This is a genomic window from Actinoplanes awajinensis subsp. mycoplanecinus, from assembly GCF_001509495.1.
GTDB lineage: Bacteria > Actinomycetota > Actinomycetes > Mycobacteriales > Micromonosporaceae > Actinoplanes > Actinoplanes palleronii.
In genome coordinates this window covers 49,384-63,834 of the sequence record NZ_LLZH01000071.1, presented here as the reverse complement: position 1 = coordinate 63,834, position 14,451 = coordinate 49,384, and the positions used below count along the sequence as shown (strand labels likewise).

Sequence of the window (14,451 nt, the reverse complement as noted above, 5' to 3'; positions counted from 1 at the left end):
TCGAAGCGGCGTGGACCGAGGCCCACGCCGCCGTTTCCCTGATCCTTGAGTCCGTTTTCGATCAGGCCGCGGCGGCTTGCGGCCGCGACATTTCCGGTACGGCGGGGAACGCCCCGCCGAGCACCTCCGCGTAGTGGCCGAGCAGCTGATCGCCGACCGCGGCCCAGCTGCGCCCCGCGATCGCGGACCGGCCCGCCTGGCCCATCGCGCGCCGCAACATCGGGTCGGCGGCCAGCCGGGCCACCGCGCGGGTGAACCCGGCCGCCTCGTGCGGCGGCACCAGGAAGCCGGTCAGCCCGTCGCGGACCAGGTCACACGGGCCGCCCTTGGCCGGGGCGACGACCGGTACGCCGCTGGCCATCGCCTCCTGCACGGTCTGGCCGAACGTCTCGAACGGGCCGGTGTGCGCGAAGACGTCCAGGCTCGCGTAGATCCGGGCGAGCTGGCTGCCGTGCCGCGCGCCGAGGAACGTGGCGGTGGGCAACGCCCGGCGGAGCATCCCGCGGGCCGGCCCGTCACCGATCACCACCAGTCGCACCCCGGGCAGCGCCGCGACGCCGGCCAGCAGGTCGACCTCCTTCTCGACGGCCAGTCGCCCGACGAAGCCGACGAGCACCTCACCATCTCGGCAGAGCGCCCGGCGCACCCCGGCACTGCGCCGGCTTGGCTGAAAACGCACATCGTCGACGCCCCGGCGCCACAGGTGCACGCGCTCGACGCCGTGCTCGCGCAGCGCGGTCATCGACTCGGTGGACGGGGCCAGCGTGCGGGAGGCGCCGTTGTGCAGCCGCCGGATCCAGCGCCAGGACAACTGCTCGCAGACGCCCAGCTGGCGGGCCCGGGCGTAGGCCGCGACGTCGGTCTGATAGATCGCGACCGTGGGCAGGCCCAGCGACGCGGCCGCGGTCCGCGCCCACGCGCCGAGCACGAACGGGCTGGCCAGGTGGACGACCTCGGCGCCGTGCGAGCGGATCGCGGAACGCAGCGCGGGGACGGGCAGGCCGAGCCGGATCTGCGGATAGCCGGGCAGCGGCACCGAGGGGACCCGGACCACCGGGTAGGGCATGGTGATCGGCGCCGGGCCGGGGGCGGGCTCCGGGGCGATCACGATCGGTTCGTGGCCGGTGCGGACGAGGTGCTCCGCGGTACGGACCACCGAGTGGGCGACGCCGTTGACATCCGGCAGGAAGGACTCTGTGACCAGCGCGATGCGCATGCGTACAGGGGACGGGCGGGCCGGGTCCGCGCGGCGACACCCTCGTGATGCGCGGCTGAACGATTGCTGACATCACTGATGTTCGTCTCTGCGTCGCTCACGTGTCGCCACCACTTCGCCGCGGCGGGCCCGGCGGGGCCGGTGGGCCTAGCGGGGCCGACGGGGCCGACGGGGCCGGCCGGCCGGGCCTGCGGGTGGCCGGCGGCTCGGGCCGGGCTGGCCGGGCTGGCCGTGCGGGGCGTAGCGGCGCGCGTGGCGGTCCCCGGCTGGCGCTCACGGTCCTCTCACGCCAGTTTTGACGACCGCCAGCACCAGCCGGGCCGGGCACGGCTGGCGCTCACGGTCGCCTCACGGCGGGTGAGGCGGCCGCCAGCGCCAACTGTGTGGGGCCGGCTGGTGGGGGCTGCGGGTTCCCGGGATCTGACTTTGCCGGGTGCGGGCGGGCCGGGGTGCGTGGGAGCGGTGTCCTGGTGCGGAGAGTGAGGGGGTATTGGCGGGTGGTGATGTGTGCGGGCTGGGGGGAGGTGGCGTTTGCGGGGATTGTCGGGAAGATTCTGTGAATCGGGTGTGCAGAAATCTGGCGGCTTTACTTGCGGATCCGTCGATCGTCATGATCAGCCGGTGACGCCGACGCCCGGGATCCTGCGCTTGATGGACACGCTGGGTGCTGTGGACGGGTTGCTGCCGCGCGCCGACAACTCCTACCCGCCGACCGTGACCTGGGACGATGGGCCGTGCGGGTGGACGGCAGCCAAGGCGCTGTCGGCCGGCGGTTTCACCGTGGGTGAGCACTTCTGGGGTGGGGCGCTCGCCGACGTACCCGATCTGGAACCCTGCGTCTTTCAGCGGATCCTGCGCCCGCGAACCGCGGCCCTGCTCTATCTGCACGCCCCGGAACCGGACTCCCCGGCCGGGGACGCGGCACTCGGCAAGCGGGTCTTCGCCACCGACCTGCCCGGTGAGGGACATCAGCCCGGCGGCCTGGCGGACGAGCTCGCCGTGCACCTGCTGCTCGGCGAGGTGGATCCGGAATCCGCCGGCGGATGCGACTTCGGCGGCGACGCGGTGTTCGAGACGATGGGCGCCGCGGTGCGCCGCACGTTCGGCGACCGGCGCGGCCTCTTCGACATCGCCCGCCGCGTCGTCATCTGATCGCCCATGGCGACGGCGGATCGCCGCTCGACCCGGTTCGAAACCGGGGTCCCCATGCCTCGGGTGCGCGCCCGGCCGTGTGAAGTTATGGCGCGGGCCGCACCTGAAGTCCCCACATTCGAGATGGCAGCGATGAGCGTGGTGCTGGGATCATTCCGGCGAACTCGTCAGAGGCGAGCGCGTCCGTGGGGCAGCGGGCCGAGATCGTCTGCTGGGGTGGCCGTTCGAGAGCGGGGAGTCCGTCGGGATGAGACCGGCTGAGGTGGCGGGGCACTGGGGTTATCTGCGGGCGGTCGCCGAGGCGCTCGAGGCGGCCGGGTTGCCGGTGGCCGACTGGCGGGCCGATCCGGGAGTGCCCCGGGACGGCTGGATCCCGTTCGACCGTGGTCGGCCGTCCGTGGTGACCTGGGAACACGACCAGGCCGGCCTCAGCTGGTCGGAGGTCGACGGCTGGAGTCTGCTTCTGATCAACACACCGGGCCGGCGGACGGCGGTGCGGTTGGCGGTGCCCCTCGTGGCAGCGCCGTTCTCGCTGGTCCGGGCGGTCGCTGACCAGGCAGGCCACATTCTCCAGCCCGGCGACTCCCCTACCAGCATGGATTTCGACGGGCCGCCGGGAACGCCGGAGTTCGAACACGCCCTGTCCCGCTACGCCTGACCACCCGGCCCCGGCTGGCCGCCAGCGGTGCCTCCCGGCCACCGACACACCGCTCAAGACCAGCCGGCCATCCGCAGCTGGGCGCCAGCGGTGCCTCCCGGCCACCGACACACCCCCCACGCCCAGCCGACCGTCCCCGGCTGGGCGCCAGCGGTGCCTCCCGGCTATCGAGACACCCCTCACGACCAGCCGGTCGGCGCCGGCTGGGTGTCGGCGGTGCCTGCGGGCTGCGGACACACCGCTGAGGGCCAGCCGGGAACTGGTGTGGTCGGCGGGGCTGAGGGCGCGCTGTGTGATGGGCGGGATCGGAGTCGGGCGGCCGGGCGATGGGGGTCGCCGGTGGAGGGGCTATCGGGATGGGGCCTGCGAGGGGACGGGGTCGTGGGGTTTGGTCCGGCGGGATGCCGGGGCGGGGGCTGCGGGTGGGGTGCGGGTGTCGGCGCGGAGAGCGGCGCAGTAGGTGACGGCGCCGAGAGTGGCCAGGGTGGCGATCGCGGTGAAGACCGGCTTCAAGCCGGCAGCCTGGAGGACCGGGCCGGCGGCGGCGAAGGCCAGGAAAGCGGCGAGGTTCTCCGCGGTGGTCACGGCGGTCAGTACCTGCGGGCGGATCGGGGTGGGTGTGCGGAGCGTGAAGCGGGTGTTGAGGGTGGCCGCACAGAGCGGGGTGGCCAGGCCGGAGAGGAACAGGGCCACCGCCAGCAGGGAGATCCGAGAGGTCAGCAGCAGCCAGAGCGGGAGTGCGAGGACGACGGCGGCCAGGGCCAGCGCGGTGTCTCGCAGGCGGGCGATGACCAGCAGGGCGAGGATGCCGCCGGCGGCGAGGCCCGCGCCGTTCGAAGCGGTGAGCAGGCCGAGCACTCGAGGATCACCGCCGAGGTCGTGCAGGACCAGGACCGGCAGGCAGGCGAAGATGGCCGGGGTGGCCAGGGCGATCAGGAGCAGCGCGGCCAGGAACAGCCGGAGCGATCGGTGCCGGACCACGTGGCGCAGCCCGGCCAGGAGGTCCGGGGCGGCAGATTTGCCCGACCTATCAGATTCATCCGCTAATTCGGAGCTATCCGCTGTGGGCGGATGGTCCGTGATGCCCGGCTGGCTTGCGGAGTCTGGGCGGCCCGGGCGGTCAGCGAGGTCAGCGAGGTCAGCGAGATCTGGACTGCCTGGGCGGGCGCCAGTGGAGCGTGGCCGGTCAGCGAGGTCTGCCAGATCTGGACTGCCGGGACGGGGGTCGGTGGGGTGCGGGGCGCGGGGCGGGACGTGGACGAAGAGCAGCCACGATGGGCGCGGCCGAGGTCCTGTGGCTCGACGCGGCCAGCTACGCCGTCTCGTTCCTGATCGTCCGATCAGGACGCCGCCGAGGGCCGGGCCGGCCAGGGCGCCGATCCGGGTGGCCGCGTCGATCAGGCTGTTCGCCCGGGCCAGACGCCCCTCGCCCGCAGGGGCATCGTCCTCCCCGATCACGCGACGGGCACGGACGCGCTGCCGGCCGATCCGGGAGAGTGCCGAGCGCGGTTCGCGGGTGGGAGCCGCGGCGAGCAGGTCGGGGAGGATCAGGCGCTGGGAGGCGATGTAGGGGGCGGTGAACAGGCCCAGGCCGAAGGAGATCGCCAGCAGGGCCGGGAAGCTCAGCAAGCCGGCCGCGTGGAGCAGCGGGACCAGGGCCATCAGCGGGGCCCGGGCGGCGTCGCCGAGGAGCATGGTGCGGCGGGCGCCCAGGCGCTGGACCAGGCGGCCGCTGGGGATGCCGACCAGGACGACACCCAGGAACTCGACGGTCAGGACCGCGGACATCCGGGTCGGGGAACCCGAGGTGACCAGCACGAACCATGGCAGCGCCAGGACCGTCAGCCAGGAGCCGAACGTGGAGATGAGCTTCGCGGTGAAGAGCGCTGCCAGCGGCACGGTCAGACCTCCGGCGAGACGGGGGCTGCGTCGCGGGCCGGCAGGGCGTACCCGAAGAAGTTGATTTTGCGGGCCTCGGTCTGGCGCGGGCGCGGCGAACCGGTGTACTCGGCGATGACCGCCTTGATTCTGGTGGTCGCCTCGGCGACCTCGTCGGCGGTCAGGTAGCCGACGTCGTAGCCGATCCAGGCGGCCTCCCGCCAGACCGGGTCGAGGGTGTCCTCGGCGCGGCGGTACTCGTCGAGTTCGTCCAGGTGGCGGGCGACCATCTGGTCACGCAGGGCGCGGGCGGCGGCGACGAACTCCGGTGAGCCGGTGCCGGCCCAGGTGATCCCCCGGCCGGTGGCGCGCCAGGGGCGTTCGCGGCCGCGGGCCAGCTCGGTGGCCGGCTCGACCAGGTCCCATTTGACCAGCTGGGCGACGTGATAGCTGACCGAGGCGGTGGACTCGCCGGTGCGGTCGGCGAGCTGGCGGCCGGTGGCCGGGCCGTCGACGGTGAGCAGCTCCAGCAGCTGGATCCGGGCCGGGTGGGCGAGGGCGCGCAGGGCGCGGGGATCGGTGATCCGACGGGCTTCCATTTAGCCAACATATCTTGGCCAAGAGTTCTTGGCTATCGATCGGCACGGGTCGCACAAAGTGCTGTTGACTGCGGTGGCGTCCGGGCGGAAGGTCGGGGGAAGACGACGGAGTGAACCGTGAACCTTCTCGACGCCAGTCGCATCGCCCTGATGATCGCCGCGCCGCCGCTGATCATCGCCACCGCGCGGCACGTGCCGCGCTGCTGGCACGCGTTCGCCGAACGGGTGCGGGAGCGGGCGCCGATCGAACCGCAACCGTACGGGCTGCCGATCGAGAAGCTCGCCGCCGACCTGCGCCGGCTGCTCCGGCTGCACGGGGAACTGACCGCGTCGGCCCAGTCGGCACTGTGTGCGCACCGGGTGTGGGCGGTGGAGGCCGCGATCGGGGCCAGGGCGATCGAGGCGGCCGGGGCGCTCGGCGTTCCGCACCCGGGGCCGGACCGGGCGGGGCTGCTCACCCGTACCGAGATCTCGGCCTTGCTCACCGACCTCGCCGGCGCCGGACTGGTCCTCCCGGCCCGCGCCTGCCCGTTCACCCCGGACGGCCGTCTCTGAGAACCGGACCGGCGCCGTTGCGGACCCGAAGCCCAAGAACGGCGGCGGGATCAGATCCCGCCGCCGCCTCTCGTCCCGGCCTGGTACGCCCTGAGCCGCCAAGCGCCCGGGGAGTCGGGGGCGGTCTCCCGGGCGGGTCGTTCAAGGGCGCAGAAAGCAGCCGCCAAAACTGGGGGGCGGCGGCCGCTCGGCCGGGGAGCTGTGGGCCGCCGTGGACATCGTCGGCCGCAGCGGGCGGGCCGTGTCCTTCGTGGACCGGGCCGCACCACAACCGTGCCAGGCCGGACCCCCATGATCCGCAGAACGCGACGGTGGCGTTGGACACGTTCCGTCACCTGATCAGGGTCGCCCGGCAGTTCGTAGCTTTCCTGAAAAGGAGCTTAAGAAGTGCTTAATTCGATCACGTTCCCGCACCCGGCGGACAGTCACCGTCGTTGATCGGGGCGCGTCGTCCGCCGCACTCGCGAAAATCCGGCATAGTCACTGCTCACAACATTGAACCGGGGGCACCCGGCGGACGTATGAAGAGTCGACCGAGTACTCCCGGCGGGCTGCGGCGCCGGGTCGGTCACCGGCCGCGGTGCCCTCGCGAGCCCGGTTCGGGGGAACCGCAGAGCGGTAGCGCGCTACGCAAATCCGTGATTAACCTTCCACATCCACCACGTGGCGGCGGTTGATCCGGGTACGCGAGGGGCGGGCACCGGGGGGCGCGGAGGTGGTCCAGGGTGAGGACGGTGGCACATATGCGGCGACGGGGCGGTGGGACATTCCCGAGCCGTAGCGGAGTCGCGTCATGAGCTTCGAGGACGACGAGTATTGGGACGACGAGTACAACGAGTACTCGATGATGCCCAAATACGCTGTGGTGCAGCAACGTCACTTCGAGAAGCGGACGTCTCCCGACGATGTCATTCCCACTCGCCGGCCGAACACGGAGAGTGACGGTAACGCGCCGCGCCGTACGCAGCGCGCCGGTGAGCCGGCCGCGCCGTTCGACGACAAGCGCCCCAGCTGGCTGAACGACCCGGACTTCGTCCCGATCGACACGTCGGTCGAGAACCTCTCCGGCGACGACTTCGACGACATCGACTTCAACCGCCCCGAGCTGGGCGTGGACTTCGACAAGCCGGACTTCCCGATCGTGGACCCGGCCGCCCTGCAGAACCCGGAACGCCGGCGCCGCCCGCAGAACGACGGGCGCGGCGCACGACCGGCCGAACGGTACGGAACGCGCCGTCCCGAGGACGAGCGCGGACGCCGGCGTGAGGACGACCGCCGGGACATCGCCGACTACGCGGACGACCGTGGCCGCGGCCGGGACGACCGGCGCGAGACGGACGAGCGCTGGGGCGGCACCCGCCAGCGGCCCGCCGCCGAACGCCGCGACGAGCGCTGGGACGACGACCGGCGAGGCGTACGGCGCGAGGACGAGCGCCGGGACGAGGCCGCACCGCGCCGCCGGGCGCCGGAGCCCCGGCCCGAGGACCGGGACGACCGGCACGGCGTCGAACGGCCCGCGGCCCGTCGCGGGTTCGAGGACGAGCGTGGCCGCGGTCCCGCCGCACAGCCCTGGGCGGACGAGGACTTCGGTCCGATCCGGCCCCCGGGCGGCCGGCGTACCCGGCGTGACGAGGAAGAGGACCTCCGGCGCGGTCCGGCGCGGCACACCGACCGGCCGGCGACCCCCGGCCGGGCACCGATGCCGGTCGGCAACGACAACGATCGGTACGACGGCCGCGCCCGCCCGCAGGACGCCGACCTGTCCCGCCGGTACCCGGACGCCGACCCGCCCCTGGTCGCCGCCCGCGAACCGGCCCGTGGACGCGACGACGAGCCGCTCGACCTGCGCGCCCAGAAGTGGGACGGCGACGAGGAGGACTGGACGACCGACGACCGTTCGGTCGCCCGGAGCGAGCCGGTCGTGCTGGACGGCGAGTACTACGAGACGCCGGGCGAGCCGGTCGAACCGCAGCCGCGCGACGACGAGCGCAAGCCGCGGGTGGTGCGGCGGGCCGATCCGCCCGTACTCCCGAAGGTGGTCAGCCGGGCCACGCCGCCGCCCGTGCCGCGCGTCGTCAAGAGCGAGCCGCCGGTCGCGCCGCGGGTTGTCGCGGCGCCGCAGCCGACGGCGCCCGCGCGGGTGACGGGCGCGGCCGCGTCGCAGGTCCCGGTCACGCCGGCCGCCGCGGCGCCGGCTTCCACCGGACCTTCCGACTCCTCGGATGCGTCGGTTGCGGTTCGTCCGCAGGTTCCGGTTTCAACCGATTCTGGTACGTCCACAGCGCACCGGAGCGGGTCCCGCCCCGAGAACGGCGCGCCGGAGCCGGCGGGCAGGCCGGAGTCTCGCGGTCCCGGCACGGAGGGCGGCTGGGTGGTTCGCCCGGCCGAGTCGGAGCGTGCTCCGGCTCCGGCGCCTGCGCCTGTCGCGGCGAGCGGGGTGCCCGGCCAGCCGGTCGATCCGCGCCAGGCCGGGGTGCCTGGACAACCGGTCGACCCGCGCCAGGCCGGGATGGCTGGACAACCGATCGATCCGCGCCAGGCCGGGATGCCTGGACAACCGATTGACGCCCGGCAGGGCGGGGTGCCTGGACAGCCCGTCGATCCGCGGCAGGGTGGTGTGCCTGGTCAGCCTGCGGTTGACGGCTGGGCGGGGCAGGGTGTTGATCCGCGGCAGGGTGGCCGTGGGGTGGGCGATCCGCGTCAGGGCGGTGAGCCGATGGGGCGGCCCGGGGTTCCCGGGCCGGGCGTGCCTCAGCAGCGTGCCGGGCGTAGCCCGCGTACCGCGCACGTCTTCCTCTCCGAGGGGGACGGGCCGTGGGCGATCGTGCCGGACGAGGCGCCGCCGATGCCGACGCACCACGCGGGGCGGCAGGGTGCGCCGGCCCGGGCTCCGATGCCTGCTGCGCGGCCGAATGTGCCCGCTCCCGGTTCCGGTCAGCCGCCGGTGCCGCCCGTCGTCATGCCTCCGGTTGTCGTGCCTCCGGCGGTCGCGCCGCCCGGTGGTTCGACGCCGCCCGCACCGGGGCGGACCGTCGCGCCGCCGCCCGGATTCGTCGGGGCTCAGCCCGGCCAGCCGATCGTGCCGCAGGACGCGCCGACCGTGCCCAACCCGGGCCAGCCGCCGCGCGGACCGGCCGTGACCCGCGCCGGGCAGCCGGTGGCACCGCCGGCCGGATTCGTCGCGGCCCAGCCCGGCCAGCCGAACGCACCGCACGGCGGCCCGGCCATGCCGCAGGGCCCCGCCATGCAGCAGGGCCCCGCCATGCAGCAGGGCCAGGCCATGCCGCAGGGCCCGGCTTCGCCGCGCGCCGGTCAGCCGATCGCGCCGCCGGCCGGATTCGTCCCGGGTCAGCCGGGTGTGCCGGTCCCGGGTCAGCCGGGTGTGCCGCCCACTGGGGCGGGGCGGCCTTCCAGTTTGGAGGCGTTCGACCGGGGACGCCCGATGGCGCCGCCGGTCGGGCCGAACCGGCCTTCCGATCGGGGCGCAGCGCAGCAGGGTCAGCCGGTCGCGGCGCAGGCCGGACCGGGCGCAGCGCAGCAGGGTCAGCCGGTCGCGCCGCAGGCCGGACCGGGGGCTCCTGGTTCGGGTCAGCGAGCCGGTGGGCCGAACGCCGCCCAGCCGGGTATGCCGTCCGCTCAGGGTGGGCAGCCGGAGTCGGCCACACCGCGGTGGGCGCCGGGTCAGCCGGTCGCGCCGGCGCCGGTGGCAGGGGACGTTCCGAACGCGCGGCCGGTCTCTCCGGCCGCTCAGTGGGCACCCCTTCAGCAGGGTCCTGGTCAGGCGGGCGTTCCGGTTCACGGTGGGGCGGGGCTCGAGGTTCGGCCGGTCTCCCCCGCTGCTCAGCAGCAGCCGGAGCAGGCGGTTTCCGCGCACCGGCACGAGTCCGGGGTGCCGCAGGTCTCGCCCGCACCGCAGTGGGCACAGGACCGGCCCGGCGCAGCACCGCAGACGCCGACCGGCGCAGCACCGCAGACGCCGACCGGCGCAGCACCGCAGATGCCGACCGGGCCGCAGGCTGCCGCCGAGGCCCGGCCGGTCTCCCCGGCGGGGCAGTGGGCGCCGCAGCAGCCGGCGCGACCCGAGCAGCCGGCGCAGCCGGAGACGGCAGCGGGTCCGTGGGCCGCGGGTCGGCCCGGGCAAGGGCAGGCGCCCGGTGCCGCACGTCCGGTGTCGTCGCCGGCGCAGTACGCACCGGGGCAGCACGGCGAGTTCGACGGCGGGGCCATGCCGCGGAACATGCCGGTTCCGCCCGCCGGGCGTCCCGGAACGCAGCAACCGCCGGTGGACGGCGCTCGGCCGGTCGGCGCGGGGCAGGCTCCGGGAGGCACCCCGGGCGGTCCGCAGGCGCAGCCCGGTCACGCACCGCACGCCGCGCAGCACGCCCACGCACCGCAGGCCGAATACCAGGCCCAGGGCGGGCACGAAGCTCAGGCCGGGCACCAGGCCCAGGCCGGATACCCGGCGCAAGCGGGGGCCCCGGCGCAGGGCGGGTTCCCGGTTGAGCGGCCGGTGGGCGATGGTGGCTGGGCGCCGCGGGTCGGGCAGCACGCGGCGGGGCACGCCGGTGGGGCCGGATCTGTGGTGGCCGGTGAACGGCCGGGTGGCGGTCGCGGCCAGGTGCCGCAGGCCGGGTTCCCGGAGGGTGACCTGCCGACCGGCGAGTTGCCGCAGGTGACGGACTCGGATGATGACGGGTGGGGGCCTCGGGCCGGACATCGGCCGGTTTCGCCCGCGCCCGGGCAGGCGTGGTTGCCGGCTCCTCGGCCGGGCGCGGCCACCCCGCCGGACGCTCATGCTCCTGCGGCCGGTGGCGGCCGGTCGCAGGACGGTATCCCGTCCGCGCCGGTCAGTGGCGTCGGCGCGGGCAGCATCGCGATTCCCGCGCAGCGGCCCACCGTGGAAGGTGCCACGCAGCGGCCGTCGACCGGCGGGTTCGCCCCGCAGGCGCCAGGCAGTGGCCACGCACCGGCCGGCGGACCGGCACCGCAGTCCCCCGCCGGAGGAATCGCGCCCCAGTCCCCGGCCCACGGACTCGCGCCGCAATCGCCGGCCAGTGGGATCGCGGCGCAATCCCCGAGCCACGGGATCGCGCCGCAGTCGCCCGCCGGTGGGAGCGCGCAGCAGGCACCGGCAGGCGGGGTCGCGCCGCAGTCGCCGGGTGGTGGCTCCACGGGTGACGGAGAGCCGGCGCCTTACATGGATCCGGACGGGACCTGGCACAACCTGAAGCCGATCGCTCGACTCGCGGTGTCCGGGCCGGACACCGAGCCGCGGCGGTACACGGACAAGGCGTTCGGCAGCGGCTGGTTCGTCAACAAGGCCGCCGCCGAGGGCGGGCCGGCCAAGGTGGACGCCGGCGCGGGCACGGTGGCGGCCGAGGGCGGCTCGGGCGACACAGCCGGGCTGAGCGAGGCCGTTGGCACCGGCAAGGCGGGCGAGACCGGCGGTCCGGGCGAGGCAGCGGGGCCGGGCAAGGCCACCGGGCCGGGCGAGGCCGGCGCGGCCGGGTCGGGGACGGACAGCGTCGGTGCCGAGGGCACGGATGGTGGGACGTCCGCGGACGGCGGGGCGGCGAGCGGCACGGAGTCGGGGCCGGACGCGGCGGGGGCCGGACCCGGCGGCTATGGGCGTACCGAAGAAAAAGAAGCGGCGCGGGAGCGGACCGCGGACCTCGCGCCCAGCGCACATGATCTTGGGGGGCACCTGCCGCTGTCGGCGGCCGAGCTGGACGCGATCCGGTGGCGGCTGGACGGTGGCACCCTCCGTGAGGTCGTCGACGACCGGGAGGCGCTTCGTGAGCTGGGCGAACGCCTGGACGGGCCGCTCGCCGACGAGGCCGACAACGTCGTCAAGGCGGGGTTGCTGAGCGTCCGCGCCGAGGTCTATCGCCTGCTCGGTGAGCTGGGCATGGCGGCCGCGGCGAGCCGGCTGGCGCTGGCGCACGCCGAGTCCGCACAGGACGAGCAGTCGATGGTGATCGCGCAGGCCGAGCTGGCGCACGTGTTGCGGCTGCGCGGGGACTGGATGGAGGCCGACCGGCTGTTCCAGCGGGCGGTCGACTCGGACGTGTCCGCGGCGGTGCGCAGTGTGGTGCACGAGAACGCCGGGCGCAGCTCGTTCGACCAGGGACGGCTGATGGAAGCCCTCGACCACTTCGCCCGGGCGATCCGGCTCGGCGCCTCGGACGACAGTGATCTGGTGGAGCGGATCGGGGTCTGCCTCGAGGCGGTCTACATCCACGTGCTGCGCGACGGGTGGGGCCCCTACCCGCGGCGGCCCGAGGAGATCCTGGCGCCGCTCGGCGGGCGGAGCGCGGAGGAGCCGAAGGAGAAGGTCAAGGCGGCGAAACCGCAGCCGGCCGAACCGGACGCCTTCGACGAGCCGACCGACGAGCAGCCGATCGTCAGGAAGCGGTAGGCACCGGCACCTGGTCGACGGTCTGCGGCGGCGGGGTGCCGGCGACCGCGGTCCGGCCCCGGCCGCCGTCCTTGGCCTGGTAGAGGGCCGCGTCGGCGACCCGCTGCAACTCCTCGGCGCCGGTCGCGTGGTGCGGGGTGGCGCCGATCCCGATGCTGAGCTTCGGCGGGCCGCCGGGCAGGCCCTCGGTCGCGGCGAGCGCGGACCGGGCCCGCTCGGCGTACCGGAGAGCGTCTTTCGGCCCGGACCGCAGCAGCACCGCGAACTCGTCGCCGCCCAGCCTCGCCACCAGATGATCGGTGCCGGTCGCGGCGGACCGCAGCGCGTCGGCGACCGCGCGCAACGCCCGGTCTCCGGCGGCGTGACCCCAGGTGTCGTTAATCAGTTTGAAGTGGTCCACGTCGACCACCACGAGGCTGGCCGGGTCGTCGCCGTCCGCCGCCGAGCGGACCGCCGGCTGCAGCGCCTGGTCGAAGGCCCGCCGGTTGGCGACGCCGGTCAGCGCGTCCGAGGTGGCCTGCTCCTGCAGGACGGTGCGGAGCTTGTCGTTGCGGTGGTTGAGGTTGAGCACCACCCAGGCGGTCATCGCCATCGCGACGGTCATCGCGGCCCAGTCGTTCACTGCCCGGGTGACGTCCAGGTATTTGAACGTGACCAGGGCGTTCCCGGCGGAGATGGCCAGCACCGTGACGACGGTGTTGCGGCGGCTGAGGAACGACGCGGCGTAGAGCAGCGGCCACAGGTAGAACAGCTGCGCGCCGGTGGTGGCGTCCTCGGTGGCCAGGTTCAGGCCGGTCACCACGGCGGTGGCCAGGAAGGAGACCGCCGACCAGAACTGGCGCGGCAGGGCTTTCGGGCGCCACCAGCAGATGACCCCCATGATCACCAGGCCGAGTGAGGTGACGCCGAGCGCGATCAGCTCGGCGAGCGGCTGACCGAGCTTCATCAGGACACCGGTGACCAGGTTGTAGGGGCCACCGACCAGCATCAGATAGGCGACGGCCCGGGTTGCCCCGTGCATGTCGCGTACCCGTTGCCGCACAGTCGTCTCCCTCGGTGTCCGCATCAACATTCGGCGCGGCGGGACGGGACCTGAGCGTTCAGATCGGGGCTGCCGCCGGCTGTGCGGCGGATCGATCGGACGAGCGGCGGCCCAGCGTGACGCCGACGCTGGCGCCGGTGACCAGCAGCAGCGCGGCCACCTCGACCGGGCCGAGCCGCTGGCCGAGCACGAGCAGGCCGGCCAGCGCGGCGGCGGCCGGTTCCAGGCTCATCAGGATGCCGAAGACCCGGGTCGGGATGCGGCGCAGGGCGGTGAGTTCCAGACCGTACGAGATGACCGAGGAGAGCAGCGCGACCGCGGCGGCGCCGAGCAGCAGGTGCGGGTGGTCGAGCACGGCGCCCGCCCCGGACAGGCCGAACGGCGCGACCAGCAGCGCGCCGACCGCGAGCGAGACGGCCAGCCCGCCGGTGCCCGGGATCAACGCGCCGACCCGGGCGCTGAACACGATGTACCCGGCCCAGCACAGCCCGGCGATCAACGCGAGGGCCAGACCACCGAGGGGCGCCGCGCCGCCGGAGTGCAGGCCGAGCAGCGCCACGCCGGCGCCGGCCAGCAGCGCCCAGCCCAGGTCGGCCAGCCGCCGGGTCTGCACCAGGGCGAGCAGCAGCGGGCCGACGAACTCGACGGTGACCGCGGTGCCCAGCGGGACGGTCCGGATGGCCAGGTAGAACACCAGGTTCATCCCGGCCATGAACAGGCCGAGCAGCGCGGCGGCGCGCCAGGCCGCGAACGACCAGTCCCGGACGCGGGGCCGGGTGAACGCGCCGATGATCAGGGCGGCGACGGCGAGCCGCAGGAACGTGACCCCGGCCGCGCCGAGGTCGTCGAAGAGGGTCCGGGCGATCGCGCTGCCGAACTGGACCGAGGCGATCGCGGCCAGGACGAGGATCGGTGCCGGAACCCGCTTCACCT

9 protein-coding genes are annotated in these 14,451 nt (G+C 74.6%); 4 read left to right on the top strand and 5 right to left on the bottom strand.

The window, feature by feature from the left end:
* Window positions 1–61: 61 nt before the first annotated feature.
* Entirely contained in the window at window positions 62–1,216 is a 1,155-nt protein-coding gene (locus ADL15_RS11395; RefSeq protein WP_067688134.1) for a glycosyltransferase family 4 protein, read from the bottom strand.
* 621 nt (window positions 1,217–1,837) lie between these two features.
* On the opposite strand from ADL15_RS11395, the gene ADL15_RS11390 reads away from it, so the two are divergent.
* Together ADL15_RS11390 and ADL15_RS11385 are read left to right on the top strand one after the other, a co-directional pair.
* A complete protein-coding gene (locus ADL15_RS11390; RefSeq protein WP_067688131.1) occupies window positions 1,838–2,368 on the top strand; it encodes a hypothetical protein in 531 nt (176 codons plus the stop codon).
* Window positions 2,369–2,615: 247 nt separating this feature from the next.
* Window positions 2,616–3,026, top strand: a complete 411-nt coding sequence (locus ADL15_RS11385; RefSeq protein WP_157441306.1) for a DUF6292 family protein — start codon at window positions 2,616–2,618, stop codon at window positions 3,024–3,026.
* 348 nt (window positions 3,027–3,374) lie between these two features.
* Here the strand turns inward: ADL15_RS11385 and ADL15_RS11380 are convergent, their stop codons facing one another.
* The gene (locus ADL15_RS11380; protein ID WP_067688126.1) at window positions 3,375–4,925 is read right to left on the bottom strand and encodes an MFS transporter; all 1,551 of its coding nucleotides are present in this window, start codon (window positions 4,923–4,925) and stop codon (window positions 3,375–3,377) included.
* 2 nt (window positions 4,926–4,927) lie between these two features.
* A complete protein-coding gene (locus ADL15_RS56430; protein ID WP_067688123.1) occupies window positions 4,928–5,503 on the bottom strand; it encodes an ArsR/SmtB family transcription factor in 576 nt (191 codons plus the stop codon).
* 117 nt (window positions 5,504–5,620) lie between these two features.
* Between ADL15_RS56430 and ADL15_RS11370 the strand changes: the two genes are divergently transcribed.
* The gene (locus ADL15_RS11370) at window positions 5,621–6,058 is read left to right on the top strand and encodes a hypothetical protein (protein ID WP_067688120.1); all 438 of its coding nucleotides are present in this window, start codon (window positions 5,621–5,623) and stop codon (window positions 6,056–6,058) included.
* A gap of 793 nt (window positions 6,059–6,851) precedes the next feature.
* Window positions 6,852–12,476 carry a hypothetical protein gene (locus ADL15_RS11365; protein ID WP_067688117.1) on the top strand — a complete coding sequence of 1,875 codons (5,625 nt, stop codon included), beginning with the start codon at window positions 6,852–6,854 and terminating at the stop codon, window positions 12,474–12,476.
* Here ADL15_RS11365 and ADL15_RS11360 read toward each other — a convergent pair.
* Both ADL15_RS11360 and ADL15_RS11355 read right to left on the bottom strand, forming a co-directional pair.
* Window positions 12,463–13,518 carry a GGDEF domain-containing protein gene (locus tag ADL15_RS11360; RefSeq protein WP_157441305.1) on the bottom strand — a complete coding sequence of 352 codons (1,056 nt, stop codon included), beginning with the start codon at window positions 13,516–13,518 and terminating at the stop codon, window positions 12,463–12,465. The two genes, ADL15_RS11365 and ADL15_RS11360, sit on opposite strands and share 14 nt — an antisense overlap.
* 58 nt (window positions 13,519–13,576) lie before the next feature.
* Complete coding sequence (locus ADL15_RS11355; protein ID WP_067688114.1) at window positions 13,577–14,449, bottom strand: EamA family transporter; 873 nt, start codon at window positions 14,447–14,449, stop codon at window positions 13,577–13,579.
* Window positions 14,450–14,451 lie beyond the last annotated feature (2 nt).